The 26,650-nt window shown below is 67.7% G+C and carries 27 protein-coding genes and 3 tRNA genes; 25 read left to right on the plus strand and 5 right to left on the minus strand.

Annotation, left to right across the window (positions count from 1 at the left end):
- Positions 1 to 129 precede the first annotated feature (129 nt).
- The 7 genes from G510_RS0110380 (at position 130) to clpX (ending at position 5,233) form a co-directional block, all read left to right on the plus strand.
- A complete protein-coding gene (locus G510_RS0110380; RefSeq protein WP_029153579.1) occupies positions 130 to 660 on the plus strand; it encodes a gamma carbonic anhydrase family protein in 531 nt (176 codons plus the stop codon).
- 61 nt (positions 661 to 721) lie between these two features.
- Positions 722 to 792, plus strand: a tRNA-Gly gene (locus tag G510_RS0110385).
- Between the two features lie 117 nt (positions 793 to 909).
- Positions 910 to 983, plus strand: a tRNA-Pro gene (locus G510_RS0110390).
- 73 nt (positions 984 to 1,056) lie between these two features.
- Positions 1,057 to 2,385: a trigger factor gene (gene tig / locus G510_RS16480; RefSeq protein WP_051216674.1), complete on the plus strand. Its 1,329-nt coding sequence runs from the start codon at positions 1,057 to 1,059 to the stop codon at positions 2,383 to 2,385.
- Positions 2,386 to 2,540: 155 nt separating this feature from the next.
- The gene (locus G510_RS0110400; RefSeq protein WP_029153580.1) at positions 2,541 to 3,134 is read left to right on the plus strand and encodes an ATP-dependent Clp protease proteolytic subunit; all 594 of its coding nucleotides are present in this window, start codon (positions 2,541 to 2,543) and stop codon (positions 3,132 to 3,134) included.
- A gap of 14 nt (positions 3,135 to 3,148) precedes the next feature.
- Positions 3,149 to 3,805 (plus strand): ATP-dependent Clp protease proteolytic subunit, encoded by a 657-nt coding sequence (locus G510_RS0110405; protein WP_029153581.1) that lies wholly within the window; start codon positions 3,149 to 3,151, stop codon positions 3,803 to 3,805.
- 156 nt (positions 3,806 to 3,961) lie between these two features.
- Positions 3,962 to 5,233, plus strand: a complete 1,272-nt coding sequence (gene clpX, locus G510_RS0110410; protein ID WP_029153582.1) for an ATP-dependent Clp protease ATP-binding subunit ClpX — start codon at positions 3,962 to 3,964, stop codon at positions 5,231 to 5,233.
- 92 nt (positions 5,234 to 5,325) lie between these two features.
- Here the strand turns inward: clpX and G510_RS0110415 are convergent, their stop codons facing one another.
- Positions 5,326 to 5,550 (minus strand): hypothetical protein, encoded by a 225-nt coding sequence (locus G510_RS0110415; RefSeq protein WP_029153583.1) that lies wholly within the window; start codon positions 5,548 to 5,550, stop codon positions 5,326 to 5,328.
- A 45-nt stretch (positions 5,551 to 5,595) separates the two neighbouring features.
- A complete protein-coding gene (gene valS / locus G510_RS0110420) occupies positions 5,596 to 8,163 on the minus strand; it encodes a valine--tRNA ligase (protein WP_029153584.1) in 2,568 nt (855 codons plus the stop codon).
- Positions 8,164 to 8,292: 129 nt separating this feature from the next.
- On the opposite strand from valS, the gene G510_RS0110425 reads away from it, so the two are divergent.
- The 6 genes from G510_RS0110425 (at position 8,293) to ndk (ending at position 15,402) form a co-directional block, all read left to right on the plus strand.
- Positions 8,293 to 8,637: an ArsR/SmtB family transcription factor gene (locus G510_RS0110425; protein ID WP_036322857.1), complete on the plus strand. Its 345-nt coding sequence runs from the start codon at positions 8,293 to 8,295 to the stop codon at positions 8,635 to 8,637.
- 2 nt (positions 8,638 to 8,639) lie between these two features.
- Complete coding sequence (locus tag G510_RS0110430) at positions 8,640 to 9,611, plus strand: SRPBCC family protein (RefSeq protein WP_029153586.1); 972 nt, start codon at positions 8,640 to 8,642, stop codon at positions 9,609 to 9,611.
- Between the two features lie 240 nt (positions 9,612 to 9,851).
- Entirely contained in the window at positions 9,852 to 13,226 is a 3,375-nt protein-coding gene (gene ileS / locus G510_RS0110435) for an isoleucine--tRNA ligase (protein ID WP_029153587.1), read from the plus strand.
- Positions 13,223 to 14,569, plus strand: a complete 1,347-nt coding sequence (locus G510_RS0110440) for a bifunctional folylpolyglutamate synthase/dihydrofolate synthase (protein ID WP_029153588.1) — start codon at positions 13,223 to 13,225, stop codon at positions 14,567 to 14,569. Before ileS ends, G510_RS0110440 begins: the two co-directional genes overlap by 4 nt.
- Entirely contained in the window at positions 14,566 to 14,976 is a 411-nt protein-coding gene (locus tag G510_RS0110445; protein WP_029153589.1) for a DUF4233 domain-containing protein, read from the plus strand. The genes G510_RS0110440 and G510_RS0110445 overlap by 4 nt, the downstream gene beginning before the upstream one ends.
- A gap of 9 nt (positions 14,977 to 14,985) precedes the next feature.
- Positions 14,986 to 15,402: a nucleoside-diphosphate kinase gene (gene ndk / locus G510_RS0110450; RefSeq protein ID WP_029153590.1), complete on the plus strand. Its 417-nt coding sequence runs from the start codon at positions 14,986 to 14,988 to the stop codon at positions 15,400 to 15,402.
- A 50-nt stretch (positions 15,403 to 15,452) separates the two neighbouring features.
- Here ndk and G510_RS0110455 read toward each other — a convergent pair whose 3' ends face one another.
- Positions 15,453 to 16,055 (minus strand): vitamin K epoxide reductase family protein, encoded by a 603-nt coding sequence (locus tag G510_RS0110455; protein WP_029153591.1) that lies wholly within the window; start codon positions 16,053 to 16,055, stop codon positions 15,453 to 15,455.
- Positions 16,056 to 16,293: 238 nt separating this feature from the next.
- Here G510_RS0110455 and G510_RS16485 point away from each other — a divergent pair, with 238 nt between their 5' ends.
- On the plus strand, positions 16,294 to 18,636 hold the full coding sequence (locus G510_RS16485; RefSeq protein ID WP_084644315.1) for an Rne/Rng family ribonuclease: 2,343 nt from the start codon (positions 16,294 to 16,296) through the stop codon (positions 18,634 to 18,636).
- 5 nt (positions 18,637 to 18,641) lie between these two features.
- Here G510_RS16485 and G510_RS0110465 read toward each other — a convergent pair whose 3' ends face one another.
- On the minus strand, positions 18,642 to 18,905 hold the full coding sequence (locus G510_RS0110465) for a DUF4031 domain-containing protein (protein WP_029153592.1): 264 nt from the start codon (positions 18,903 to 18,905) through the stop codon (positions 18,642 to 18,644).
- Between the two features lie 258 nt (positions 18,906 to 19,163).
- Here G510_RS0110465 and rplU point away from each other — a divergent pair, with 258 nt between their 5' ends.
- The 11 genes from rplU to G510_RS0110520 all read left to right on the plus strand — a co-directional run bounded on the left by rplU (position 19,164) and on the right by G510_RS0110520 (position 26,470).
- Positions 19,164 to 19,472: a 50S ribosomal protein L21 gene (gene rplU, locus G510_RS0110470; protein WP_029153593.1), complete on the plus strand. Its 309-nt coding sequence runs from the start codon at positions 19,164 to 19,166 to the stop codon at positions 19,470 to 19,472.
- A 15-nt stretch (positions 19,473 to 19,487) separates the two neighbouring features.
- Positions 19,488 to 19,745 (plus strand): 50S ribosomal protein L27, encoded by a 258-nt coding sequence (rpmA, locus tag G510_RS0110475; protein ID WP_029153594.1) that lies wholly within the window; start codon positions 19,488 to 19,490, stop codon positions 19,743 to 19,745.
- Positions 19,746 to 19,838: 93 nt separating this feature from the next.
- Positions 19,839 to 21,356, plus strand: coding sequence for a GTPase ObgE (gene obgE, locus G510_RS0110480; protein ID WP_029153595.1), 1,518 nt, complete (start codon positions 19,839 to 19,841; stop codon positions 21,354 to 21,356).
- The gene (gene proB, locus G510_RS16490; protein ID WP_036322861.1) at positions 21,353 to 22,204 is read left to right on the plus strand and encodes a glutamate 5-kinase; all 852 of its coding nucleotides are present in this window, start codon (positions 21,353 to 21,355) and stop codon (positions 22,202 to 22,204) included. Before obgE ends, proB begins: the two co-directional genes overlap by 4 nt.
- Entirely contained in the window at positions 22,201 to 23,454 is a 1,254-nt protein-coding gene (locus G510_RS0110490) for a glutamate-5-semialdehyde dehydrogenase (protein WP_029153596.1), read from the plus strand. Before proB ends, G510_RS0110490 begins: the two co-directional genes overlap by 4 nt.
- Before the next feature lie 66 nt (positions 23,455 to 23,520).
- Positions 23,521 to 23,715 (plus strand): hypothetical protein, encoded by a 195-nt coding sequence (locus tag G510_RS0110495; protein WP_029153597.1) that lies wholly within the window; start codon positions 23,521 to 23,523, stop codon positions 23,713 to 23,715.
- Positions 23,716 to 23,719: 4 nt separating this feature from the next.
- Complete coding sequence (nadD, locus tag G510_RS0110500) at positions 23,720 to 24,319, plus strand: nicotinate-nucleotide adenylyltransferase (protein ID WP_036322863.1); 600 nt, start codon at positions 23,720 to 23,722, stop codon at positions 24,317 to 24,319.
- Positions 24,316 to 25,248 carry a hypothetical protein gene (locus tag G510_RS0110505; protein WP_029153599.1) on the plus strand — a complete coding sequence of 311 codons (933 nt, stop codon included), beginning with the start codon at positions 24,316 to 24,318 and terminating at the stop codon, positions 25,246 to 25,248. The genes nadD and G510_RS0110505 overlap by 4 nt, the downstream gene beginning before the upstream one ends.
- A 17-nt stretch (positions 25,249 to 25,265) precedes the next feature.
- Entirely contained in the window at positions 25,266 to 25,628 is a 363-nt protein-coding gene (gene rsfS, locus G510_RS0110510) for a ribosome silencing factor (protein ID WP_029153600.1), read from the plus strand.
- Between the two features lie 57 nt (positions 25,629 to 25,685).
- Positions 25,686 to 25,758 (plus strand) — tRNA-Ala (locus G510_RS0110515).
- 298 nt (positions 25,759 to 26,056) lie between these two features.
- Positions 26,057 to 26,470, plus strand: coding sequence for a hypothetical protein (locus G510_RS0110520; protein ID WP_029153601.1), 414 nt, complete (start codon positions 26,057 to 26,059; stop codon positions 26,468 to 26,470).
- On the opposite strand, the gene G510_RS16495 is transcribed toward G510_RS0110520, so the two are convergent.
- Positions 26,416 to 26,650, minus strand: a 235-nt coding sequence (locus tag G510_RS16495) for an integrase core domain-containing protein (protein ID WP_157560548.1), incomplete at its 5' end; no start/stop codon positions are given. The genes G510_RS0110520 and G510_RS16495 overlap by 55 nt on opposite strands.

The raw sequence follows: 26,650 nt of genomic DNA on the forward strand, positions 1-26,650 counted from the left end.
CAAAGCTACTCCGAAATTTATGCCGCGCAAGCAAGGTGAGGCTCGTCTGAAAAGCACCGTGATCAGCCATTAGATAGCCTTGCCTAAGTCGTTTCCGGTCGTTCGTGGGTCGGCTGTATGCTCTCCGGCATGACGATCTCCCGCGATGCCACGATCCGCCCGCTGCCCGGGGCCGAGCCCCACATCGACGACGACGTGTTCGTCGCGGAGGGGGCCCGGATCCTGGGCGCCGTCACGCTCGAGAGCCGATCGAGCGTGTGGTGCAACGCCGTCCTGCGCGCCGACGTCGCGCCGATCACCGTCGGCCGCGGCAGCAACGTGCAGGACAACGTCTCGGTGCACGTCGACGCGAGCCATCCCACCGTGATCGGCGAGGGCGTCTCCATTGGGCACAACGCCGTCGTGCACGGATGCGAGATCGGCGACGGATCGCTCATCGGAATGAACGCCACGGTCCTGTCCGGCGCGCGGATCGGGGAGTCCTGCCTGATCGCCGCCGGCGCCGTCGTCCTCGAGGGCACCGTCGTTCCGCCGCGTTCGCTGGTGGCAGGAGTGCCCGCGAAGGTGCGTCGCGAGCTGAGCGACGAAGAGGTCGCGGGGATCCGTGCCAACGCGGATCGCTACCTCGCGTACTCGACCACGCACGCGCAGTCCATGTGACGCGCCCGGGAACGCCCGGTTCCGACGTCGCGTTCGGGATCAGATAGACTTGCCGGGTTCCGGGGATGTAGCTCAATGGTAGAGCCCCAGTCTTCCAAACTGGTCACGCGAGTTCGATTCTCGTCATCCCCTCCGAATTGCAACGGGCGGCCTCGGCCGCCCGTTGTTCGTTTCCGGGGTGTGCATCGGGCGGGGGATTGTCGGATAGACTCGCCTAGGCCGTTTCGTGTTCCCACCGCGTGGAACCCGCGGGGCGTAGCTCAGCTTGGTAGAGCGCCCGCTTTGGGAGCGGGAGGTCGCAGGTTCAAATCCTGTCGCCCCGACATCGGCCCCCCCCAGACCTCAGCCCGTGGCGCAGCTCGTCGTGGGTCACGCAATAAGGAGAAGCGAACCAACATGGTGAACACCACCGTTGAGAAGCTGAGCCCGACCCGGGTCAAGCTGCACATCACCGTCACGCCGGACGAGCTCAAGCCGAGCATCGATCACGCCTACTCGCACATCGCGAAGGACATCGAGATCCCGGGCTTCCGCAAGGGCAAGGTGCCGGCTCCGATCATCGACCAGCGCGTCGGCCGCGGCGCCGTCATCGAGCACGCCGTCAACGACGGCCTCGACCGCTTCTTCCGCGAGGCCGTCGCGGAGAACGAGCTGCAGGTCCTCGGTCAGCCGCAGGCCGACATCACGACCTGGCCGGCCGAGAAGGACTTCTCCGGCGACCTCGAGGTCGACATCGAGGTCGACATCGCGCCCGAGTTCGAGGTGCCGGATCTTGAGAACCTCAAGGTCACGGTCGACCCGATCGAGGTCGACGACGAGGCCATCGACCACGAGCTCGAGGCGCTCCGTGCGCGCTTCGGCACGCTCGTGCCGGTCGAGCGTCCCGCCGCGAAGGGCGACTTCGTCGAGCTCGACCTCATCGCGAAGGTCGATGACGCCGAGGTCGACCGCGCTGAGGGCGTGTCGTACGAGATCGGCTCGGGCCAGCTGCTCGAGGGCACCGATGAGGCGCTCGACTCGCTGACCGCGGGCGAGGAGACCACGTTCCGCACCAACCTCGTCGGCGGCGAGCACGCCGGCGAAGAGGCCGAGGTCACGATCACGGTCAAGGTCGTCAAGGAGCGCGAGCTGCCCGAGGCCGACGACGACTTCGCCCAGATGGCGAGCGAGTTCGACACGATCGCCGAGCTGCGCGAGTCCCTCGCGGAGCAGGCCAAGGAGAAGGGCGCGTTCGCGCAGGGATCCGCCGCGCGCGACAAGCTCGTCGAGCAGCTCCTCGAGACCGTCGAGCTTCCCGTCCCGCAGAGCCTGATCGACGACGAGGTGCACCGCCACCTCGAGCAGGAGAACCGGCTCGAGGACGACGAGCACCGCGCCGAGGTCGCTGAGGCGAGCGAGAAGCAGTTCCGTACGCAGCTGCTCTTCGACCGCATCGCGAAGGACCTCGACGTCCAGGTCTCGCAGGAGGAGTTCACGCAGTACCTCATGCAGGCCTCGGGCCAGTACGGCATGAGCCCGCAGGACTTCATCCAGGCGCTGCAGCAGGGCAACCAGCTGCAGGCGGTCATGGGCGACGTGGCGCGCAACAAGGCGATCGCCGTCGTCCTCGGCAAGGCCGAGGTCGTCGACACCGCAGGTGACCCCGTCAACCTCGAGGGCTTCGCCGCCGTCGAGGGCGACGACGCGGAGACCACCGAAGAGGAGTCGGCCGACAAGGCCGAGTGACCCACGGATCCGCATGCTCGAGAGGGCCGTTCGCCAACAGGCGGGCGGCCCTCTCGCCGTATCCGCGGATCGGTCGTATGCCCACGGCGAACACGGCCGAGCGGCGCCCTGGGCGCCGGTAATGTCATATCGACGCCACACCGAATGGAGTGAGAATGCCTGAACCCTTGATGGCACAGAACGTCTTCGACCAGCTGCTGAAGGATCGCATCATCTGGCTGGGCTCGGAGGTTCGAGACGAGAACGCGAACGAGATCTGCGCGAAGATCCTGCTTCTCGCCGCGGAGGACTCGACGAAGGACATCTACCTCTACATCAACTCGCCCGGCGGATCGATCACCGCGGGCATGGCCATCTACGACACGATGCAGTTCGTTCCGAACGACATCGTGACGGTGGGCATCGGCATGGCCGCCTCGATGGGGCAGCTGCTGCTGACGAGCGGCACGAAGGGCAAGCGCTACATCACGCCCAACGCGCGCGTTCTGCTGCACCAGCCGCACGGCGGGTTCGGCGGCACGGCCAGCGACATCCAGACCCAGGCCGAGCTCATCGTGTCGATGAAGAATCGCCTGGCCGAGATCACGGCCGCTCAGACGGGCAAGTCCGTTGAGCAGATCAACGCCGACGGTGACCGCGACCACTGGTTCACCGCCGAGGAAGCCCTCGAGTACGGCTTCGTCGACCACATGCGCGCGAGCGCGAGCGACGTCGCCGGCGGCGGCGGCACCGAGCGCGAGTCGAAGTAAGGAAGTCACCCACGATGCACACTCCGTACACCACCACGCCGCAGGGCTTCCAGACCCCGTCGAGCCGCTACATCCTCCCGCAGTTCGAGGAGCGCACGGCCTACGGCTTCAAGCGCCAGGATCCGTACAACAAGCTGTTCGAGGATCGCGTCATCTTCCTCGGCGTGCAGGTCGATGACGCGTCGGCCGACGACGTCATGGCCCAGCTCCTCGTGCTCGAGGGGCAGGATCCCGACCGCGACATCACGATGTACATCAACTCGCCGGGCGGTTCGTTCACCGCGATGACGGCGATCTACGACACGATGCAGTACATCTCGCCGGACATCCAGACCGTCGTGCTCGGCCAGGCCGCATCCGCGGCGTCGGTTCTGCTCGCCGCGGGCGCACCCGGCAAGCGCCTCGCGCTGCCGAACGCGCGCATCCTGATGCACCAGCCCGCCGTCGGCGAGTCGGGACACGGTCAGGCGTCCGACATCGAGATCCAGGCAGCCGAGATCATGCGCATGCGCACGTGGCTCGAGGAGACCATGGCGAAGCTCACGAACAAGACCGCGGAGCAGGTCCACAAGGACATCGACCGCGACAAGATCTTGGGCGCCGCTGAGGCCGTCGAGTACGGCGTCGTCGATCAGGTGCTGTCGTCGCGCAAGCGCGGCGTCATCGAGTGATCCACGCGTGACCGCGCGCCCCGTCCGGAGATCTCGGGCGGGGCGCGCGGTGTGTGTGGCGGCGGCTTTCCGCCACGCCGATGGTCGTGGACACGCGTGTCAGTGGTTCCGACTAGCCTGATAGAACACTGCGACCAGACCCCGAGGAGTGATCGCATGGCGCGAATCGGCGAGAGTGCCGACCTGTTCAAGTGTTCTTTCTGCGGAAAGAGCCAGAAGCAGGTGCAACAGTTGATCGCGGGCCCCGGCGTGTACATCTGCGATGAGTGCGTCGAGCTGTGCAACGAGATCATCGAAGAGCGCATGGCCGAGCAGACGCCCGACGGCGCGGTCGCAGACCTCGATCTTCCGAAGCCGCGCGAGATCTTCGACTTCCTCGACGAGTACGTCGTGGGGCAGGAGCCGGCGAAGAAGTCGCTCGCCGTCGCGGTCTACAACCACTACAAGCGCGTGCGCGCGAAGGGCGAGCTCAAGTCGGCCGACGACAAGGTCGAAGACGTCGAGATCTCGAAGAGCAACATTCTGATGCTCGGCCCGACCGGTTCCGGCAAGACCTACCTCGCGCAGACGCTGGCGAAGCGGCTCAACGTACCGTTCGCCGTTGCCGATGCGACCGCGCTGACCGAAGCGGGCTACGTCGGCGAAGACGTCGAGAACATCATCCTGAAGCTGTTGCAGGCCGCCGACTTCGACGTGCAGCGCGCCGAGCAGGGCATCATCTACATCGATGAGATCGACAAGATCGCGCGCAAGGCCGAGAACCCCTCGATCACGCGAGACGTCTCGGGTGAGGGCGTGCAGCAGGCGCTGCTGAAGCTGTTCGAAGGTACGGTCGCCCAGGTGCCGCCGCAGGGCGGCCGCAAGCATCCGCACCAGGAGTTCATCCAGGTCGACACGACGAACGTGCTGTTCATCGTCTCCGGCGCGTTCGCCGGGCTCGACGACATCATCTCCTCGCGCGTGGGCCGGGCCGGCGTCGGCTTCGGCGCCCCGTTGCAGTCGAAGCGCGACAACGAGGGCCTCTTCTCCGAGGTGCTGCCGGAAGACCTGCACAAGTTCGGTCTCATTCCCGAGTTCATCGGGCGCCTGCCGGTGATCGCGACGGTCGAGCCGCTCGATCAGGACGCGCTTGTCGACATCCTGACGGTGCCCCGCAACGCGCTCGTGAAGCAGTTCCAGCGCATGTTCGAGATCGACGGGGTCGACCTGTCGTTCGAGGACGACGCGCTGCGATCGATCGCCGACCTCGCCTCGAAGCGCAAAACGGGCGCCCGCGGGCTGCGCGCGATCCTCGAGGATGTGCTCGGGCCGATCATGTTCGAGATCCCGTCGAACGAGGATGTCGCGCAGGTCGTCGTCACGCGTGCGGCCGTCGACGACGGCGCGCCCCCGACGGTCGTGTTCCAGGAGCGGCGCAAGAGCGCATAGCCCGACCCAGAACGACGGAAAAGAGCCGTATCTCCGGACGATTCTCGCGAATCGTCCGGAGATACGGCTCTTCTCCTTCTGAGGAGCTCGCTCTAGTCCTCGAGATCGAAGGGCTCGACGACGGGTTCGCCGTCGGCGTCGAGCGTGACCTCCCACCCGGCATCGAGCTCGGCGATCGGCCGCCCCTCGAGCCAGGTGAGGGTCCAGTGCGCGGCCCCGTCGACCTGCGCCTCGGCCTCGCGGATCGCGGGCACGAGTGCGCGGGGGACGGACGCCGGCGGTTCTCCGCCCGCGGCCCAGCGCGTTCCCAGTTGCATGTCTGCTCCTTCTGTTGCGGTGCCGGTCACCGGCGGAGGATCGGGTCAGCCCTCGGCGGGCGCGAGCTCGATCTCGGTGATCTCGAGTTCGGCGCCCTCGACGATCGTGAGCTCCTCGATGCGGCCCACGGCCTTGAGATCCGCGGCCGCGAGCTGCAGCAGAGCGAGCTGCGAGCCGGGGGCCGTGATCGTCGCGGATGCGACCGGCGTACGCTGCGAGGCCTTCGCCTCGGTCTTCGCGCGCCGCACGCCGATGAGCGCCTGCGACGCGATCTCGAGCACGGCCGGATCTCCCGCGGCTCCCGACGAGACCGGCCAGGCAGCCGTGTGCACGGATCCGTCCTGGAACCAGCTCCAGGCCTCCTCGGTCGCGAACGAGATGACGGGCGCGAGGAGGCGCAGCAGCGTCGACAGCGCCGTGCGCAGGGCGACGGCGGCCGATGCGCCGGCCGGGCCGCCCTCGTAGGCCCGCTCCTTGACGAGCTCGAGGTAGTCGTCGCAGAACGTCCAGAAGAACGACTCCGAGACCTCGAGCGCGCGGGCGTGATCGTACGCGTCGAGCGAGGCTGTCGCCTGGTCGATCACGCGATCGAGCGCCGCGAGCATCGCGAGGTCGAGCGGCTCGGTGACCTCGGATCCCTCGGGCGCGTCGAAGCCGAGCGCGAACTTCGCCGCGTTCAGCACCTTGATCGCGAGCCGGCGACCGATCTTGATCTGCGTCGGGTTCTGCGGGTCGAACGCCGCGTCCGTTCCGAGGCGGCTCGACGCGGCCCAGTATCGAACGGCGTCGGATCCGTGCTTGTCGAGGATGTCGGCGGGCGTGACCACGTTGCCCTTCGACTTCGACATCTTCTTGCGGTCCGGATCGACGATGAAGCCCGAGATCGCGGCGTGGCGCCATGCCGGACGGTCGTCCTCGAGCACGCTGCGGAGCATCGTCGAGAACAGCCAGGTGCGGATGATGTCCTGGCCCTGCGGGCGCACGTCGAACGGCGCGACGAGGTTCCAGAGCTCGTCGTCGCGCTGCCAGCCGCCAGCCAGCTGCGGGGTCAGCGACGAGGTGGCCCACGTGTCGAGGATGTCGCTCTCGGCCTCGAAGCCGCCGGGAACGCCGCGCTGCTCAGCCGTGTAGCCGTCCGGCACGTCGCTCGTCGGATCCACGGGGAGCGACTCGAGCGCGGGCGTGAGCACGCGCGAATAGTCGCGTTCGCCGTTGTCGTCGAGCCCGTACCAGAGCGGGAACGGCACGCCGAAGAAGCGCTGGCGCGAGACGAGCCAGTCTCCGGTGAGGCCGCCCACCCAGTTCTCGTAGCGCACGCGCATGAACTCGGGGTGGAACGCGACCTCGCCTCCGACCTCGAGCAGCTTCTGACGCAGGTCCTCGCCGCGCGCACCGTTGGTGATGTACCACTGGCGCGTCGAGACGATCTCGAGCGGGCGGTCACCCTTTTCGAAGAACTTCACGGGGTGCTGGAACGTCTCGCCGACGTTCAGCAGCTCGCCGGATTCGCCCAGCAGCTCCACGACGCGCTTCTGCGCGCTGAACACGGTCTTGCCCGCGATCTCGGCGTACGCGGCCTGGCCTGACTCGCTCGTGATGACGTCCGGCGCGTCCGCGAGAACGCGGCCGTCCTTGCCGATGATGGTGCGGTTCGGCAGGTCGAGCTCGCGCCACCAGATGATGTCGGTCATGTCGCCGAAGGTGCAGATCATCGCGATGCCCGACCCCTTGTCGGGCTGGGCGGCGGTGTGCGCGAGCACGGGCACCTCGACGCCGAACAGCGGCGTCGTGACGGTGGATCCGAAGTACGGCTGGTAGCGCTCGTCATCGGGGTGCGCGACGAGCGCGACGCATGCGGCGAGCAGCTCGGGCCGCGTCGTCTCGATGTGGATGTCGCCGGATCCGTCGGTCTTGTGGAACGCCAGCCGGTGGTACGCGGCCGGGCGGTCGCGGTCCTCGAGCTCGGCCTGCGCGATCGCCGAGCGGAAGTCGACGTCCCACAGGGTGGGCGCCATCGACTGGTAGGCCTCATCACGGGCGATGTTGTTCAGGAACGCGAGCTGGCTCGTGCGGATCGTGTCGGCCGAGATCGTGCGGTAGTTCTGTGTCCAGTCGACCGACAGGCCGAGCTGGCGCCACAGCTCCTCGAACTTCGTCTCGTCCTCGAGCGTGAGCTTCTCGCAGAGCTCGGTGAAGTTGCGGCGGCTGACCGGCACTTGGTCGGCGGCCTTGATGTTCTTGGTCGTGCCCTCGAACGGCGGCACGAAGTCTGCGTCGTACGGCAGCGTGGGGTCGCACCGGACCCCGTAGTAGTTCTGCACGCGGCGCTCGGTCGGCAGGCCGTTGTCGTCCCAGCCGATCGGATAGAAGACTTGCTTGCCGCGCATGCGCTCGAAGCGCGCCTTCACGTCGGTGTGCGTGTAGCTGAAGACGTGGCCGATGTGCAGCGAACCGGACGCCGTCGGCGGGGGAGTGTCGACGGAGAACACGCCTTCGCGGCCGACCTGCTGAGCGGCCTGACGGTCGAAGCGGTACGTTCCGTCGTTCTCCCACGTGTCACCCCATTTCGCTTCGAGTCCTTCGAGCTTGGGCTTGTCCGGCATATCAGCCATCGCGAACTCCTTCAGCGATATGGGCGGCACGGTGTGTACGTGCCAGATGTGGTGGGTTCGACAAGTGTACCGGGGCGGATGTGCGAAAGGGGTTGTGCCGTCCGCTCGCCGGCGTTAATGTACAACCAAATGGTTGCACAAGTGGAATTGAGCGAGGCCGAGGTCGACCGGATCTTCCGGGCCCTGGCTGACCAGACGCGGCGCGACATCATGCGGCGCGTGCTGACCGAAGAAGCGGCCGTGAGCGAGCTCGCGGCCGTATACGACATGTCGTTCGCGGCCGTGCAGAAGCACGTCGCCGTTCTCGAGGAGGCGGGTCTCGTGACGAAGCACCCGCGCGGCCGTCACCGGATCGTGCGGGGCGAGCCCGAGCGGATCCGTCGTGCGCAGCTGCTCCTCGGACAGTACGAAGACATCTGGCGGGCGCGCATCGGCAGGCTCGATGCGCTGCTCGGCGAACCGAAAGGAACCTGACGATGCCCATCACCTCGGTCGACACCGACCACGACAATCTCACCCTCACGATCGTGGCGGACTTCGCCGCGTCGAAGGAGCGGCTCTGGGAGGCATACGCCGACCCGCGCCTCGTCGAGCAGTTCTGGGGGCCCGAGACCTACCCCGCAAGATTCTTCCGGCACGACATGTACCCCGGCGGGCACAGCCGGTACGAGATGACTGGCCCGGAGGGCGACAAATCCCGCGGCTACTGGGAGTTCCTCGCCGTCGATGCGCCGAACTCGTTCGAGGTGCTCGACGGCTTCAGCGGCGACGACGGCGAGCCGAATCGCGATCTGCCCAGCATGCGGATGGTGTTCGCCTTCGACGAGACGGCTGATGGATCTCGGCTCACGATGACCACCCATTTCAACAGCCTCGAGGAGCTCGAGGAACTGGTGAGCATGGGCATGATCGACGGCACGAAGTCGGCGATGAGTCAGATCGACGCGGTGCTCGCCGACCTCGCGCGGTTCGCGGCCGACATTCCGGCGCAGCTGCAGCTGCTGTCGGACACTCGCGTGCGGATCTCGCGCGTGATCCGCGGATCCGTCAGCGACGTGTGGCGCGCGCATCACGATGCGGATCTGCTCGCGAAATGGCAGCTCGGCCCGGACGGGTGGGAGATGACCGAGGTCACGCCGCCCGCGGGGCCCGGATCCGCATTCCGCTACCGGTGGGCGCCGCTGGCCGACACCGAGGGCGAGGCGTTCAGCATCGGCGGCGAGGTGCAGGAGTCGCACCCCGAGTCGCGGATCGTGCACACCGAGCGCATGGAGGGCTTTCCGGGGGAGACGCTCAACGAGGTGACGCTCACGCCCGTGCCCGAGGGAACCCTGCTGTCGTACGTCATCACGTACGCCAGCGCGGAGGAGCGCGACATGATCCTCGCCACCGGCATGGTCGACGGAATGGAGGCCAGCTACGCGCGGCTAGAGCGGATCCTCGCCTGACGATGTTCGACCGCGGCGCTCCCAGGTCGAAAGGGGTAGTATCGGCGCATCAGGCGCTGATCCGGCCATCACCGGGGAGCCCGCGGAAGAACGGCTGTTCGCAGCTCATTAGAACCGCGCGGGGCAGGCCCGTCACAGCCGCTGTGAAAGAGGCGTTCGTCACTGAATGCAAGCGGGGTGGTACCGCGGCTGGCAGCAGTCGTCCTCGCAGTTCGAACCATTACGAACTGCTGGAGTGAGATGACCTACCCGAAGAGCGCATTCGGATCCGCCGCCGATGCCGTCACGCCGTCCCCGAGCTTCCCCGCCATCGAGCGCGAGATCCTCGACTTCTGGAAGAACGACGACACGTTCCGCGCCTCGATCGCCCAGCGCGAGGGCGCGGACGAGTGGGTCTTCTACGACGGCCCCCCGTTTGCGAACGGTCTGCCGCACTACGGGCACCTGCTCACGGGCTACGCGAAGGATCTCTTCCCGCGGTTCCAGACCATGCGCGGCAAGAAGGTCGACCGCGTCTTCGGATGGGACACCCACGGCCTGCCCGCAGAGCTCGAGGCGATGAAGCAGCTCGGCATCACGGAGAAGAGCGAGATCGAGGAGATGGGCGTCGGCGCGTTCAACGCGAAGGCCCGCGAATCGGTGCTCGCCTACACGCGCGAGTGGCAGGCCTACGTCACCCGCCAGGCGCGTTGGGTCGACTTCGAGCGCGGCTACAAGACGCTCGACATCACGTTCATGGAGAGCGTGCTGTGGGCCTTCAAGCAGCTGCACGACAAGGGGCTCGCCTACGAGGGCTACCGGGTTCTGCCGTACTGCTGGCGAGACCAGACGCCGCTGTCCAACCACGAGCTGCGCATGGACGACGACGTCTACAAGGACCGCCAGGACCCGTCGGTGACGGTCGGATTCCCCCTCGTCGGCGAGAAGGCCGCGTCGCTCGGCATCGAGGGCGTCTCGGCGCTCGCGTGGACGACGACGCCCTGGACCCTGCCGACGAACAGCGCGCTCGCCGTCGGCCCCTCGATCGACTACGTTGTGCTGCCGGCCGGCCCGCTCGGCGCGAAGGAATCGTTCGCGAGCGGATCCGTGCTGCTCGCGGCCGATCTCGTCGACGGCTATGCGAAGGACCTCGGCTACGAGGACGCCGACGTGGCCCGCGCGGCCGTCACCCGCACGATCAGCGGGTCCGAGCTCGCCGGCGTGCGCTACGAGCCGCTCTTCGACTATTTCGCGGACACCGAGACGTGGGGCACCGAGAACGCGTGGCAGGTGCTCACAGACGACTACGTGTCGACCAGCGACGGCACGGGGATCGTGCACCAGGCGCCCGCATACGGCGAGGACGACAAGCGAATCTCGGACGCGGCTGGAATCCCGACGATCGTCTCGGTCGGCGATGACGGCACGTTCCTCCCTCTCGTGCCGGACTTCGAAGGTCAGCTGTGGCTCGACGCCAACATGGACATCGTGCGTCGTCTGCGCGGCGACGGACGCCTGCTGAGGCTGCAGTCGTACGAGCACAGCTACCCGCACTGCTGGCGGTGCCGCAACCCGCTCATCTACAAGGCGGTGTCGAGCTGGTTCATCCGCGTCACCGACGTCAAGGACGACATGCTCGCGAACAACGAGCAGATCACGTGGGCCCCCGAGAACGTCAAGCACGGACAGTTCGGCAAGTGGCTCGAGGGTGCTCGCGACTGGTCGATCAGCCGCAACCGCTACTGGGGATCGCCGATCCCGGTGTGGAAGTCGGACGATCCGAACCACCCGCGCGTCGACGTGTACGGCTCGCTCGACGAGCTCGAGCGCGATTTCGGCACGCTGCCGACGAACGACTCTGGGGAGGTCGACCTGCACCGCCCGTACATCGATGACCTGACCCGGCCGAACCCCGATGATCCGACGGGCCGCTCGACGATGCGCCGCATCGAGGACGTCTTCGACGTGTGGTTCGACTCCGGCTCGATGCCGTTCGCGCAGGTGCACTATCCGTTCGAGAACAAGGACTGGTTCGACACCCACGCGCCGGCCGACTTCATCGTCGAGTACATCGGCCAGACCCGCGGCTGGTTCTACGTGATGCACGTGCTGTCGACGGCGCTGTTCGATCGACCGGCGTTCACGGGCGTGAGCTGCCACGGCATCGTGCTCGGCAACGACGGCCAGAAGATGTCGAAGTCGCTGCGCAACTATCCCGACGTCTCCGAGGTGCTCGACCGCGACGGATCCGACGCGATGCGCTGGTTCCTCATGTCGTCGAGCGTGCTGCGCGGCGGCAACCTGTCGGTCACGGAGGAGGGCATCCGCCAGGGCGTGCGCGAGTTCATGCTGCCGCTGTGGAACTCGTGGTACTTCTTCTCGACGTACGCGAACGCCGCCGGCGGCTACGAGGCCGAGTGGCGCACCGACTCGTCGAACGTGCTCGACCGCTACATCCTCGCCCTCATGGGCGACCTCGTGCGCGATGTCGCGGCCGACCTCGAGCGGCTCGACTCCACGACCGCCGCAGAGCGCCTCCGCGACTTCTCCGAGGCGCTGACCAACTGGTACATCCGCCGCTCGCGCGACCGGTTCTGGGGCAACGTCACGGAGGATCCCACCAGCCGCGAGGCGTTCGACACGCTCTACACGGTGCTCGAGACGCTCTGCCGCGTCGCCGCGCCGCTTCTCCCCCTCGTCACCGAGCGCGTGTGGCAGGGGCTCACGGGCGGCCGCAGCGTGCACCTGACCGAGTGGCCCGACGCCGAGGAGTTCCCGCAGGCCGCCGACATCCGCACGGCCATGGACGCCGTGCGCGAGGTCTCGTCCGTCGCGAACGCGCTGCGCAAGAAGGAGAAGCTGCGCGTGCGCCTGCCGCTCGCGAAGCTCACCGTCGTCGTCGAGGGATCCGCGGCGCTCGGCCAGTTCGAGGAGATCCTCCGCGACGAGCTGAACGTGAGGTCCATCGAGCTCGACGAGCTGACCGACGACACCGGCGAGCGGTACGGCATCTCGCACCGCTTGACGGTGAACGCTCGGGCCATCGGCCCGCGGCTCGGAAAGCAGGTGCAACAGGTCATCAAAGCGTCCAAATCGGGCGACTGGACCGAGTCCGACGGCACGGTCGTCGCCGGCGGCATCGAGCTGATGGCGGGGGAGTACGCGCTCGCGCTCGACACCTCCGCGCGTCCGGAGGGCGAGGCGATCGCCACGCTGTCTGGCGGTGGATTCGTCATCCTCGACACCGTGACCACGCCGCAGCTCGAGGCCGAGGGCCTCGCCCGCGACATCATCCGCGCGGTCCAGGAGACGCGCAAGCAGGCCGACTTCGATGTGTCAGATCGGATCGAGCTGTTCATCGCGTTCGACAGCGCGGACGAGCACCGGACGTTCGAGCAGGCGGGCTTCGCGCCGTTCGCGTCGCTCAGCGATCTCGTCGAGTCGGAGACGCTGTCGAGCTTCACCCCCGTGTTCAGCGATTCCGAGGAGCGCGGGCATGAGGACCTCTCGAGCATCGACGCGTGGACCAGCGCGCACGGATTCCGGCCGGAGCACGTGAACGTCGTCCCGGCCGGCACCTACGCCAACACCGCCGACTTCACCGTCGCCGTGGCACGCCGAGGAGCAGACCGATGACCGGTTCCGATATCGCACGCGCCGACGCCGTGTACGAGAAGCTGATCGCCCGCGCGGGAGAGGCATGGGTCGAGCCCCGGCTCGAGCGCACCGCGCGGATCCTCGACTACCTCGACAACCCGCAGCGCACCTACCGCGTTGTGCACGTCACCGGCACGAACGGCAAGACGTCGACGGCGCGCATCATCGAGTCGCTGATCCGGGCGCACGGGCTGCGCACGGGCCTGTTCACGAGCCCGCACCTCGTGCGCTTCACCGAGCGGATCCTGATCGACGGCGAGCCGATCGCGGACGAGAAGGTCGCCGACGCGTGGGACGAGATCGAGCCGTTCATCGCGCTCGTCGACGCCGAGCTCGAGGCGGAGGACCAGAACCCGCTGACGTACTTCGAGCTGCTGACGGTGCTCGCCTTCGTGGCGTGCGCCGATGCGCCGGTCGACGTGCTCGTGCTCGAGGTCGGAATGGGCGGCTCGTGGGACTCGACCAACACCGCCGACGGCGACGTCGCGGTGATCGCGCCCATCGATGTCGACCATGCGAACCGACTGGGGGACACCCCAGAGCAGATCGCCGAGGTCAAGGCTGGCATCATCAAGGACGGTGCGCGCGTCGTGTCCGCGCGACAGTCGCCCGAGGTGGCCGCCGTGCTGCGCCGCGTCGCGGGCGAGCGCGGGGCCGCGATCGCGTTCGCGGGCGGCGAGTTCGCGCTGGAGGAGGCGAAGCTCGCGGTGGGCGGCCAGCTCGTGCGGATCCGCGGCCTGGCGACCTCGTACGACGAAGAGTACCTGCCGATGTACGGGCGCCATCAAGGCGAGAACGCCGCGCTCGCCATCGCGGCCGTCGAGTCTCTGATCGGAGGCGGCACGCAGAAGATCGCCGATGACGTGCGCACGGACGGGTTCGCCGGCGCGACCTCGCCCGGGCGCCTGCAGCTGGTCGGAACCGAGCCGACGATCCTCGTCGACGGCGCGCACAATCCGCACGGCGCGCGCGCCCTCGTCGCCGCCCTCGGGGAGTACTTCGATTTCGATGAGTGGGGCGTCGTGCTCGGCACGATGTCCGACAAGGACATCCCGGGGATCATCCGCGAGCTCGCGCCCGTGACGACGCACCTGTTCGCCACTGAGGCCGATTCGGAGCGGTCGGCATCCGCCGACGAGATCGCCGATGCCGCCGAGCTCGCGGGCCTGCGCCCGACGGCGCACCCGAACATCGTCGATGCGGCTGAGGCTGCGCGCGAGTGGGCCGCCGAGGGCGAGAAGCGTGCGATCGTGATCGCCGGATCCATCATCCTCGGCGGCGAGGCGATCGCACTGGCGCGTGTGGAAAGCTGGAAGCGATGACCGATGACGCACTGAACGCGCCCGAGGTGCCGCGCCCTGCGCGCTACCGCTCGCTGCCTGAGAAGGTCGGTTCGGTCGTGCTCGGCTTCGAATCGATCGTCGTCTTCCTCGCGGGCCTCGTCATCTACGGGCTCGGCGCGCTCGACGGCCGTCTGCCCGACTGGTGGGGCGTCGTCGCCGGCGCCGTGATGTTCGTCATCACGCTCGCCGCGTGCGGCACGCTGCGGTGGCGCTGGGGGCGGATCCTCGGCTGGGCGATCCAGGTCGTCGTCGCGCTGGGCGCGTTCTTCGTGCCAGCGATTCTGCTGATCACGATGGTGTTCGGCGGGCTGTACGCGTACGCGATGATCGGCGGGTCGAAGGTCGAGCGCCGCCTCGCGGCACAGCGCGCGTCGCGGGACGGGTAGATTTGAGGCATGACCTCTGAACAGACTCTTGTCCTCGTCAAACCCGATGGTGTCAAGCGCCAGCTCACCGGCGAGATCCTCGCGCGCATCGAGCGCAAGGGGTACGAGATCGTCGACATCCGCAAGTTCACGCCCGAGCGCGCGCTGCTCACGCAGCACTACGCCGAGCACGAGGGCAAGCCGTTCTTCGAGCCGCTCGTCGAGTTTATGATGTCGGGCGATGTCGTGGCGGTCCGCGTCGCGGGCAACGCCGTCATCGAGGGCTTCCGCTCGCTCGCGGGCACCACGGACCCCACGAGCGCCGCCCCCGGCACGATCCGCGGCGACCTCGGACGCGACTGGGGCCTGAAGGTGCAGCAGAACCTCGTGCACGGATCCGACTCGACCGAATCCGCCGAGCGCGAGCTCGCCCTCTGGTTCGACTGATCGAGAACGACGAAGGCGCCCGGTACCGCACCGGGCGTCTTCTCTGTTCCTCAGCCGAGGAGCGACGAGAACAGGTCGAGCCGGATGACGGCGGCGATCGCAATGATCAGGAACGACACGGTCACGAGCAGCGGCAGCCACCCCATGAGGGTGTCGGCGAGCTTGCGTCCGCCGCGGCCGAGGGGGATCGCCCCGATCCGTACGGCGTGCAGAACCACCGCGTAGAACGACGGGATCGTCACGACCCAGGTCACCATGCACCAGGGGCACAGCGTGCCGATGCGGAAGATGCTCTGGAACGCGAGCCAGCACACGAACCCGAAGGCGAGCGTGTGACCGATTGCGTAGAGCGCCCAGAACCACTTGGAGAAGCGCGCGCCCGAGAGGATCGCCATGCCCACGACGATGGGCGCCATCCAGCACACGAGCCCGATGAGCGGGTTCGGGAACCCGAACGCCGATCCCTGCCACGACTCGAGGTTCGCTGAGCACTGGAAGATCGGCGAGAAGTTGCACGCCGGGTTGAACGTGTCGTCCTCGAGGCTGCGGATGTCGTCCATCGTCAGGGTGAACGCCGCGATGAGCCCGACGACGCCGGCGAAGATGAGCCAGATGGCGAGGGCAGTGGGCCGTTTCGTCGTCGCGACTGTCATGGATACAGTCTGGCACCGGTTCGCTGAGAGCGACGCGCCACGTCGCTCTCGGACATATAGATGCGTGATCCGGCGCGGATGATGCGATAATGGCCGTAGAAGACTTCGGAGCAATGGATGCTCCGCGCGGCACGAGTCCCCGAGATCTGTCGCTGATCAATGAAACGCTGCCTCGCTACACGACGGGCAGCACGATTTTCACGGGCGAGAAACCGCCCGTGCAGGGAGTTTGCCAGAAATGGCCGAAGAAAAAAACGACACCAGCACACCTACCCAGGACGTCCGACCCGACGAGTCGGATGAGCAGGCGCGCGAGCAGGAAGCTGCGACCGCGGCGGCCGAGCAAGCGGGGAAGACTCAGGACGACTCCGGCGAGCCGGAGATCCCCACGGCGGTCGGGCTCGGCCTGATCGAGAAGGACTTCGTCTCGCGCGTCTCGACCGTCCTCAACTTCTACGCGCCCGATCCCCGGCTCTTCCCGCCGGTGACGTCGTTCGATGACCACTTCCGCGACGACCGCTATCGCGATAACGACAACGACTTCGACGACCGCCGCAGCGACGGCAATCGCTCCTCGCGCCGGCGTCGCCGTCGTGGCGGACCGGCCTCGGAGGAGCGCGAGCACGACGAGCCGCGCGAACAGCGCAGCCGGGGGCGCGTCGCCGAGGTCATCACCGAGCCGCAGAGCATCAAGGGATCCACGCGGCTCGAGGCGAAGAAGCAGCGCCGTCGCGACGGCCGCGATGCGGGCCGCCGCCGCACGGTCGTCACCGAGGCGGAGTTCCTCGCGCGCCGCGAGTCCGTCGACCGCCAGATGATCGTGCGGTCGAAGCAGAACCGCACCCAGATCGGTGTGCTCGAGGACGGCGTGCTCGTGGAGCACTACGTCGCGCGGGCGCAGGAGGCGTCGCTGATCGGCAACATCTACCTCGGCCGCGTGCAGAACGTGCTGCCGTCGATGGAGGCCGCGTTCGTCGACATCGGCCGCGGCCGCAACGCGGTGCTGTACTCGGGCGAGGTCGACTGGGACGCGGTGGAGACCGGAAACCAGCCGCGACGCATCGAGCTCGCGCTGAAGCCGGGCGACAAGGTGCTCGTGCAGGTCTCGAAGGACCCGGTGGGCCACAAGGGCGCGCGGCTGACGAGTCAGATTTCGTTGCCGGGCCGCTACCTCGTCTACGTGCCGGGCGGATCCATGAACGGCATCTCGCGCAAGCTTCCGGACACCGAGCGCGCGCGCCTGAAGAAGATCCTGAAGAAGGTTCTTCCGGAGCACGCCGGCGTGATCGTGCGCACGGCAGCCGAGGGCGCGACGGAGGAGCAGCTCACGCGCGACGTGAACCACCTCGCGCAGCAGTGGGAGCACGTCCGCCAGCAGGTCGAGAAGGGCGCCGCGCCCAAACAGCTCCACAGCGAGCCCGATCTGCTCGTGAAGATCGTGCGCGACGTCTTCAACGAGGACTTCCAGAAGATGGTCATCCAGGGCGCCGAGTCGCTCGAGACCATCAAGGGTTACCTCGAGTCGGTCGCGCCCGACCTGCTCGAGCGCATCGTGTCGCACGAGGGCGACGCCGATCCGTTCGACGAGCACCGCATCACCGAGCAGATCGAGAAGGCGCTCGACCGCAAGGTCTGGCTGCCCTCGGGCGGTTCGCTCGTCATCGACCGCACCGAGGCGATGACCGTCGTCGACGTCAACACGGGCAAGTTCGTCGGATCGGGCGGCAACCTCGAAGAGACGGTCACGAAGAACAACCTCGAGGCGGCCGAAGAGATCGTGCGCCAGTTGCGCCTGCGCGACATCGGCGGCATCATCGTGGTCGACTTCATCGACATGGTGCTCGAGTCGAACCGCGATCTGGTGCTGCGCCGCCTCATCGAATGCCTGAGCCGCGACCGCACGAAGCACCAGGTAGCGGAGGTCACCTCGCTCGGGCTCGTGCAGATGACCCGCAAGAAGATCGGTCTCGGCCTGCTCGAGACGTTCAGTGAGCCCTGCGAGGTGTGCGCCGGCCGCGGCGTCGTCGTGCACCACGACCCCGTGATGAAGCACCGCACGACGACGTCATCGAACGGGCGCCGCTCGCGGGGTTCGTCATCGAACGGCGGATCCGGGGGAGGACGTTCGCGTTCGCAGAAGCCCGACCGCACGCCTGAGTCGGACGATGCCGGTGCGCCTGTGAACACCGAGGGTGCGAAGAATGCGCTCGCGAAGATCGCGGCATCGACCATCGTCGGCCACGACCACGACGCCCCCGCGGCACAGCCGGAGAAGTCGCCGGTCGTTCAGCCGTCGTCGCTCGACCAGCTCGCGACGGTCCTTCCCGAGGGGCCTCGCGGAGTGGACAAGCCTGCCGAGAAGACCGACGAGCGCGCGCGCAAGCCGCGTCGTCGCCGCGCGAACGACGCGGGCAGCAAGCCCGCGAACGGATCCGCCGGCACGAACGACCTGCTCGACTCCGTGCTGAGCGCTCTGCCCGAGCCGAAGGCACCGGGTCAGGGTCGCTCGCGTCGTCGGGTGTCGACGGCCGCTCTGCAGGGCACCGCCGTGACGGTGACCCCGCAGTCGGACGAGGGCTGACGCCCTCAGCGATCCTTCGCGCGCACGCGCAGCCCTGACGCGATCAGGGCGCGCGTGAGCTCGCCGGAGGTGACCCTGACGGCGCCGGCCGCGACCAGCGCGTCGATCCGCTCTTCGGGGACGTCGTAATGGTCGAGGTCGAACGCCCGGCGCGGGATCTGGCAGCGCGCCGCGAACGCGTGCAGTTCCTCGAGGTCGGCGTCGCTGACGAGGTGGGCCCAGTAGCGCCCGTGGGCAGGCCACATCGGGGTATCCACGAGAATCGTCATGAGAGCAACCCTATGCGCGACGCGCCGCCAGGCGGATTGGGCGCATTCAGGAATGTTCCGGTAGAGTTAACCGCTGGTGCGTCTTCGGTCGCGCGCTCTCCCACTGGCGGCGCGGCTCACACCATTCAGACGCATCCCGCACACCCAGTGCGGTGAGAAGGTCAGCGTCCGGCCCTGTTTCCCTCAGGGAAGGTCGCCCCAGATTTCCCGTGAGGCTCGGACGTTCGAGAGAACGTCCCCAACGAAACAGGTATCAACGTGGTTTACGCAGTTGTTCGCGCCGGTGGCCGGCAGGAGAAGGTTGAGGTCGGTACGACCATCACCCTCGACCGTGTTCGCGCTGCCGAGGGCGAGTCGATCAAGCTGCCCGCCGTCCTCTTCGTCGACGGCGACAACGTGACGACCGCAGCCGACGCGCTGTCGAAGATCACGGTCACCGCCGAGGTCATGAACGACCTCCGCGGCCCGAAGATCGTCATCCAGAAGTACAAGAACAAGACCGGCTATAAGAAGCGCCAGGGGCACCGTCAGGACCTCACGCGCGTCAAGGTCACCGGAATCAAGTAAGGCGGAGAGAGACACATGGCATCTAAGAAGGGCGCAAGCTCTACCCGCAACGGTCGCGACTCGAACGCACAGCGCCTCGGCGTGAAGCGCTTCGGCGGCCAGGACGTCAACGCCGGCGAGATTCTCGTCCGCCAGCGCGGAACGCGTTTCCACCCCGGTACCAACGTGGGCCGCGGAGGCGACGACACACTGTTCGCTCTCGCGACCGGCGCCGTCGAGTTCGGCAGCAAGGGCGGCCGCAAGGTCGTCAGCGTGGTCGCCGCAGCCGAGTGATCCTCGGTCGCAGCGAGCGATCTGCATCCAGAACGGGGCGGGCTGAGGCCTGCCCCGTTCTTGCGTATCAACACCAATCAACGAAGAGGCACCATGGTCACGTTCGTCGACGAGGTCACCCTGCACCTGAAGGCCGGCAGCGGCGGAAACGGCTGCGTGTCGGTTCGCCGTGAGAAATTCAAGCCGCTCGCCGGGCCAGATGGCGCGAACGGCGGCAACGGCGGCGACATCGTGCTCGTCGCCGATTCGCAGACCACCACGCTGCTGCCGTACCACCACCTGCCGCACCGCAAGTCGGACAACGGCGGGTTCGGAATGGGCGACATGCGCTCGGGCGCGCACGGCGCGACCCTCGAACTTCCGGTGCCGGTCGGCACGGTCGTGAAGTCGCCCGACGGCGAGGTGCTCGTCGACATGATCGAGCCCGGCATGACCTTCGTCGCCGCGCAGGGCGGCCTCGGCGGCCTCGGAAACGCCGCGCTGTCGTCGCCCAAACGCAAGGCCCCGGGGTTCGCTCTGTTCGGCACGTCGGGCGACGAGCGCCGCGTCATCCTTGAGCTCAAGACGCTCGCCGACGTCGCGCTCGTGGGGTTCCCGTCGGCCGGCAAGTCGAGCCTCATCGCGGCGATCTCTGCGGCGAAGCCGAAGATCGCCGACTACCCCTTCACGACGCTGCACCCGAACCTCGGCGTCGTGCAGGCGGGAGACACCCGATACACCGTCGCCGACGTTCCCGGCCTCGTCGAGGGCGCGAGCGAGGGGCGCGGGCTGGGGCTCGAGTTCCTGCGCCACGTCGAACGATGCACCGCTCTCGTGCACGTGCTCGACTGCGCCACGCTCGAGCCGGGGCGCGACCCGCTGAGCGACCTCGAGATCATCCGCACCGAGCTCGCGCGCTATCCGGTGCCCGAGGGCCAGACGCCCCTCATCGAGCGCCCGCAGATCGTGGTGCTGAACAAGATCGACGTGCCCGAGGCCGAGGAGCTCGCCGCCTTCGTGCGCGCCGACATCGAAGCACTCGGATACCGCGTGCTCGAGATCTCGACCGTGGCGCACCGCGGGCTGCGCGAGCTGACGTTCGCGCTGGCCGAGCTCGTCAAGGCCGAGCGCGAACGCATCCCTGAGGTCGCACCCGCTGAGCGCGTCGTGATCCGGCCGACGTCCAGCGCACCGGAGTTCACGGTCAAGGCCGAGGGCGGCTCGTACGGCACGCTCTACCGCATCCTCGGTGCGAAGCCGGAGCGGTGGGTCGAGCAGACCGACTTCAAGAACGACGAGGCGGTCGGGTACCTCGCCGACCGGCTCGACAAGCTCGGCATCGAGAACGCGTTGGCGCGCGCGGGCGCAACCCCCGGTTCGCCCGTTGTGATCGGTGGGGGCGACGGCGTCGTCTTCGACTGGGATCCGGCGATCAGCTCGGCCGCCGAGCTGACGCAGGCACCGCGCGGATCCGATGCGCGCCTCGAGGGCAACCAGCGCCGCACGACGCACGAGCGCCGCGACGCGTACAAGGCGCGCCAGGACGCCCGTACGATCGAGCGCGCACTGGAAGACGAGCGCCGCATTGCGGGCAGCGCCGCGGAGGCCGAGAACCCGGATGTGACCGAGTGACGGCATACGCGCGGCACGACATCTTGTCGGCCCGTCGTATCGTCGTCAAGGTCGGATCGTCGTCGATCAGCGGCAATGCCGAATGGCGCATCGACATGCTGGTCGACGCGATCATCGAGGCGCGTGCGCGAGGCCAGGAGATCATCCTGGTCTCGTCCGGTGCCATCGCGACGGCGCTGTCGCTGATGGACTTCAGCGCGGGCCGCCCGACCGATCTCGCGACCCAACAGGCGGCGGCCGCCGTCGGACAGAACGTGCTGCTGTGGCGGTGGCAGTCGAGCCTCGCGCGCTTCGACGTGCTGGCGGGACAGGTGCTGCTGACGCTGACCGACATGCAGAACGACACCCCGCGGTCGAACGCGCGTCGCGCCCTCGACCGCCTGCTCACGCTCGGCGTGCTGCCGATCGTGAACGAGAACGACACGGTCGCAACCCACGAGATCCGCTTCGGCGACAACGACCGGCTGTCGGCGCTCGTGGCGCACCTCATGAAGGCCGACGCCCTCATCCTGCTCAGCGACATCTCCGCGCTGTACACCGCGCCGCCCGACCGCGACGGCGCCCGCCCGATCGATACGATCGGTCCGGACGAGGACATGCGCCAGTACGAGTTCGGCGACAAGGTCGTCAACAGCGTCGGAACAGGGGGAGCGGCCACGAAGGCGTCCGCCGCCCGTCTGGCGCAGGATAATGGGGTGGGAGCGCTCGTTACGGGCGCGGACAACATCGCCGACGCCCTCGCAGGGCGCCAGGTGGGCACGTGGTTCGCGCCGGCGCCGACGAGCGAGCCGAAGACCGACACGCTGTCGGTGATCCTGAGTGATGACGACCACGAGGTGACGAGATGACCGCCGACGCCCCCGAGATCAGGTTCGCGCGCGCGAAGGCCGCGGCGAAGCAGATCGCGAGACTCACGAGCCGCGAGAAGGCCGACGCGCTCGGCGCGATCGCGGACGCTCTCGTCGCGGGATCGGCTCGGATCGTCGAGGCGAATTCCGAGGACCTCGATCGCGGGCGCGCGAACGGTATCGGCGACTCGCTGCTCGACCGCCTGGCGCTTACGACGGAGCGCGTGGGCGCGCTGGCGGACGCGACGCGCGACGTCGCCCGCCTGGCGGACCCGGTGGGCGAGGTGGTGCGCGGACAGCGCCTGCCGAACGGACTGCGCCTCGAAGAGGTTCGCGTGCCGTTCGGCGTCGTCGGCGCGATCTATGAGGCGCGGCCGAACGTCACGGTCGACATCGCATCGCTCGCGCTGCGCTCCGGCAACGCGGTCGTCCTGCGCGGGGGGAGCGCCGCGGCGTCATCGAACACCGTGCTGGTCGACATCATGCGCGAGGCGCTCCGATCGTGCGGTGTCGACCCCGAGGCGATCCAGACCGTCGACGAGTTCGGCCGCGTCGGCGCGAATGCGATGATGACCGCGCGCGGCCTCATCGACGTGCTCGTGCCGCGCGGATCCGCGAACCTCATCGAGACGGTCGTCACGAGCTCGACGGTGCCCGTGATCGAGACCGGCGCCGGCAACGTGCACGTCGTGTTGGATTCGAGCGCGCCGGAGGAGATGGCGCGCGAGATCACCGTGAACTCGAAGACGCATCGCCCGAGCGTGTGCAACTCGGCCGAGAGCGTTCTCGTGCTGCGCGACGCAGCCGAGCGCCTTGTTCCCGGCGTCGTGGCGGCTCTCCAGCAGGCGGGCGTCACGGTGCACGGCGACCAGACGGTTCAGGACCTCGCGAATGGCGTTGTTCCGGCGACCGACGACGACTGGGCGACCGAGTACCTCACGCTCGATATCGCCATGCGCGTGGTCGATACGCTCGACGATGCGCTCGATCACATCGATCGCTACAGCACGCACCACACCGAAACGATCGTGACCAGCGACGTCGCCAACGCCGAGCGGTTCCTCGCCGAGGTCGATTCGGCGGCTGTGTACGTGAACGCCTCGACGCGGTTCACCGATGGCGGCGAGTACGGCTTCGGCGCGGAGGTGGGCATCTCGACGCAGAAGCTCCACGCCCGCGGCCCGATGGGGCTGCCCGAGCTGACGAGCACGAAATGGATCGGACGCGGCGCCGGCCAGGTGCGCGCGTAACAATCATCACAGGCCCTTCACGATAGGCTGGAGGGCACCGACAGATTTTCTTCGAACGGAGTCAGGATGCATATCGCCGCCTCGATCGTCACCCTCGCAGCTGAGGCGGAGCATCACGGAAATGTGATGCTCGAGACGCTGCCGATCGCGTTCATCGCCGTGGCGATCTTCGGTGTGCTCGCGCTCGTGACGGCCTCGTACACGAACGTAGCTCACCGCCACGCCGACCCGGCCGAGCGCAACGACGAGTCGTCGCACTGAGCGCGTGACACTTTCGTCGGGGCGCGCTCGCATCGGAGTGATGGGCGGGACGTTCGATCCCATCCACCACGGCCACCTGGTGGCCGCGAGCGAAGTCGCGACGAGCTTCGGCCTCGACGAGGTCATCTTCGTTCCGACCGGCCAGCCGTGGCACAAGAACGATGTCTCGGGGGCGCAGGAGCGCTACGAGATGACCGTCATCGCAACGGCGTCCAACCCGGGCTTCACGGTCAGCCGGGTCGACATCGACCGCACGGGTGCGACTTACACCGTCGATACCCTGCGCGATCTGCAGAACGCGCGTCCCGAGGCCGAGCTCTTCTTCATCACGGGCGCCGATGCGATCGCGCAGATCGTGGGCTGGCGAGATCATGATGAGCTGTGGGATCTTGCGCATTTCGTTGCAGTATCGCGCCCGGGGCATACGCTGGACATCGGCGACCTGCCGAGTGACAGGGTGAGCCGGCTCGAGATCCCGGCCCTCGCGATTTCGTCGACGGATTGTCGAGAACGCGTCGCGGGCGGGCTTCCGGTCTGGTACCTCGTGCCCGACGGCGTCGTTCAGTACATCGCCAAACACCATCTTTATCGGAGCAAGGAATGAGCACTTCTGGCGAGCAGGAGAATCGTCCGCTGACGAGGCGCGAGCTTCGCGAGCTGCGCGCGCGAGGCGGCTCCGTGCCCGTTCGCGGCACGGAGGCCTCCGAGAAGGATACCGTCGTCGAGCCCGCTCCCGCGGCCGATCAGGACGCCGTCGATCAGGACGCTGCCTCCGTGCGGGGAGCGGTCGCGGAAGCGGGTCCGGCCGTCGAGCAGGAGCCTGCCGCCGAGGCTCCCGAGGCTCGCGGTCCGAACGTGGTTGCGACCTCCGCGCAGGAGGGCTCCGAGGTTCCCCCGCTCACGCGCCGCGAGCTGCGCCGCCTGCGCACGAACGAGATGCCCGTCATCGAGATCGATGACGACCCGTCCGATTCGCCGTCCGCCGCCGTCGACGACCCCGACGTGGCGATCAACGTGATCTCCGAGGTGCGCACGGACCCGGATGAGGCGACCGCTGCGCAGTCGTCGCCTGCCGACGACGACGCGGAGCCGAACACGACGGTCATCCCGGCGCTGAGCCCGACGTTCGGAGCGGGTGTCGGGAACGCCGTGTGGGCGCCCGACGAGTCGGCGTCGTTCGACGACATCATGGAGCGTCACGCCACGACGTCGCCCAGCTCGATCATCATGACGAGCTCGCACCGGCTCGCCGACGGCATCGGATCCACCGGCGCCGCGAAGGGCACGACCGACGGTCGCGACGTCGACGCTGTCCTCCTCGACGGCGAGCTGCCGCCGAGCTCGTCACCGACGCCCATCGCGGCGTCTTCAGCCATCTCGACTCAGAAGGCTGCGCACGAGGTCATTCGCCCTCCGACGCCCGACAAGGGGCGCGGCCTGCTGATGGTACTCGGCATCACGGCGGGCGGCCTCGGCATCGTCGCGATCGGAACCCTTATCACCCTCTATTTCACGGGAGTCTTCAACCAGTGAGCCCTTCGTCAATCGACATGCTGCAGACCGCAGCGACCGCCGCCGACAAGCTTGGGGCGGAGGAGCTGGTTGCTCTCGACGTGTCTGAGCCCATGCCGCTGGCAGACATCTTCCTCATCGCCTCGGGCCGCTCCGAGCGTGCCGTGAGCGCAATCTCGGACGAGGTCGAGCGCGCGCTGCTCGAGACCGGGCACAAGCTGCTGCGCCGTGAGGGCAAGGGCGGCGGTCGCTGGGTGCTGTGCGACTTCGGCGACCTGATCGTGCACATCTTCCACCGCGAGGAGCGCGAGTTCTACGCGCTCGAACGCCTGTGGAAGGATTGCCCCGCGGTTCCCTTCGAGCTGCCGACACGCCCGTCTGCATCGCCGGATTTCGCGTGATCCCAGAGCTCGATGTAAGCTGGATGAGTTGCCCGCGAGGGTAAGGAAATCTCATTCGGGCCCATGGCGCAGCTGGTAGCGCACCTGCATGGCATGCAGGGGGTCGGGGGTTCGAGTCCCCCTGGGTCCACGTAAAGTTGAACGTTCGAACCTTGCCCCGCGTGATCGCGGGGCAAGGTTCTTTCGTTGCGTGGCCTGGGGATGGCCTCGAGGATCGTCGCGATCGTCCGGGCTGGTTCGAGGGCGGCTTGGTCTTCTTCATCGATGGTGATGCGGTCGAATAGTGCCCGGTTGAGCATCCGTCGTTCGGCGGGTTCGGCCTTCGCGTACACGTCACCGATGTCGGTGAGGAGGCCGAGGATCGCGCCGAGCCCGATCCTCGCGTTGTCGTAGGTCGTCGCGAGGGTGTCGAGCCGGTTCGTGATGGCGTGGAGGCTCGCGCGGATGCGGTCCTGTTCGGTTTTGAGGAGGTCGATGGGGATCGCGTCGGCGTAGTGGGCTTGGAGGAGTTTGACCTGTTCGGCTTCGAGCTTGGCCTTCTGCCCGGCAAGCAGAGTCCGTTCGTCGCTGGTCGATTCGGCGAGGGCGTCGAAGACCTGCCCGAGCACGGCCTTGATCTGTTCGGCTTCGTCGTCGGTGACGGAGACGTGCTGGTAGCGGTTCTCGATGCTCTGCTCGACGCGGTGGACGAGGATGGCGGTGCGCTGGCAGTCGTTGCGCTTGAACCGGCGGCCGGTGCAGGTGAAGTAGTCGTAGGCGACGCCCTGAATCGGCCTGACTTTCGTTCCTATCGGGAGCCTTGTCCGGCAGTTGCTGGATTGGCTGATTCGAGGTCAGCGTAGTACGCGTTCTCGACCTCGGTGGGTGTGCGCATGTCGAGCTCGCCGTGGAGGCGCTGATTGTTCCACCACCACACCCACTCGAGCGTCGCCAGCTCGACCTGCTCGACCGTTCGCCAGGGCCCTTGCTGACGGATCAGCTCGGTCTTGTAGAGGTTGTTGACGGCCTCGGCCATCGCGTTG

The organism is Microbacterium gubbeenense DSM 15944, assembly GCF_000422745.1.
Lineage (GTDB): Bacteria > Actinomycetota > Actinomycetes > Actinomycetales > Microbacteriaceae > Microbacterium > Microbacterium gubbeenense.

What these genes read in the sequence shown, in the direction of transcription:
- G510_RS0110380 (WP_029153579.1), top strand. Translation starts at nt 130, where the DNA reads ATGACGATCTCCCGCGATGCCACGATCCGCCCGCTGCCCGGGGCCGAG.
- tig (WP_051216674.1), top strand. Translation starts at nt 1,057, where the DNA reads ATGGTGAACACCACCGTTGAGAAGCTGAGCCCGACCCGGGTCAAGCTG.
- G510_RS0110400 (WP_029153580.1), top strand. Translation starts at nt 2,541, where the DNA reads ATGCCTGAACCCTTGATGGCACAGAACGTCTTCGACCAGCTGCTGAAG.
- G510_RS0110405 (WP_029153581.1), top strand. Translation starts at nt 3,149, where the DNA reads ATGCACACTCCGTACACCACCACGCCGCAGGGCTTCCAGACCCCGTCG.
- clpX (WP_029153582.1), top strand. Translation starts at nt 3,962, where the DNA reads ATGGCGCGAATCGGCGAGAGTGCCGACCTGTTCAAGTGTTCTTTCTGC.
- G510_RS0110415 (WP_029153583.1), bottom strand. Translation starts at nt 5,550, where the DNA reads ATGCAACTGGGAACGCGCTGGGCCGCGGGCGGAGAACCGCCGGCGTCC.
- valS (WP_029153584.1), bottom strand. Translation starts at nt 8,163, where the DNA reads ATGGCTGATATGCCGGACAAGCCCAAGCTCGAAGGACTCGAAGCGAAA.
- G510_RS0110425 (WP_036322857.1), top strand. Translation starts at nt 8,293, where the DNA reads ATGGTTGCACAAGTGGAATTGAGCGAGGCCGAGGTCGACCGGATCTTC.
- G510_RS0110430 (WP_029153586.1), top strand. Translation starts at nt 8,640, where the DNA reads ATGCCCATCACCTCGGTCGACACCGACCACGACAATCTCACCCTCACG.
- ileS (WP_029153587.1), top strand. Translation starts at nt 9,852, where the DNA reads ATGACCTACCCGAAGAGCGCATTCGGATCCGCCGCCGATGCCGTCACG.
- G510_RS0110440 (WP_029153588.1), top strand. Translation starts at nt 13,223, where the DNA reads ATGACCGGTTCCGATATCGCACGCGCCGACGCCGTGTACGAGAAGCTG.
- G510_RS0110445 (WP_029153589.1), top strand. Translation starts at nt 14,566, where the DNA reads ATGACCGATGACGCACTGAACGCGCCCGAGGTGCCGCGCCCTGCGCGC.
- ndk (WP_029153590.1), top strand. Translation starts at nt 14,986, where the DNA reads ATGACCTCTGAACAGACTCTTGTCCTCGTCAAACCCGATGGTGTCAAG.
- G510_RS0110455 (WP_029153591.1), bottom strand. Translation starts at nt 16,055, where the DNA reads ATGACAGTCGCGACGACGAAACGGCCCACTGCCCTCGCCATCTGGCTC.
- G510_RS16485 (WP_084644315.1), top strand. Translation starts at nt 16,294, where the DNA reads ATGGCCGAAGAAAAAAACGACACCAGCACACCTACCCAGGACGTCCGA.
- G510_RS0110465 (WP_029153592.1), bottom strand. Translation starts at nt 18,905, where the DNA reads ATGACGATTCTCGTGGATACCCCGATGTGGCCTGCCCACGGGCGCTAC.
- rpmA (WP_029153594.1), top strand. Translation starts at nt 19,488, where the DNA reads ATGGCATCTAAGAAGGGCGCAAGCTCTACCCGCAACGGTCGCGACTCG.
- obgE (WP_029153595.1), top strand. Translation starts at nt 19,839, where the DNA reads ATGGTCACGTTCGTCGACGAGGTCACCCTGCACCTGAAGGCCGGCAGC.
- G510_RS0110490 (WP_029153596.1), top strand. Translation starts at nt 22,201, where the DNA reads ATGACCGCCGACGCCCCCGAGATCAGGTTCGCGCGCGCGAAGGCCGCG.
- G510_RS0110495 (WP_029153597.1), top strand. Translation starts at nt 23,521, where the DNA reads ATGCATATCGCCGCCTCGATCGTCACCCTCGCAGCTGAGGCGGAGCAT.
- G510_RS0110505 (WP_029153599.1), top strand. Translation starts at nt 24,316, where the DNA reads ATGAGCACTTCTGGCGAGCAGGAGAATCGTCCGCTGACGAGGCGCGAG.
- rsfS (WP_029153600.1), top strand. Translation starts at nt 25,266, where the DNA reads ATGCTGCAGACCGCAGCGACCGCCGCCGACAAGCTTGGGGCGGAGGAG.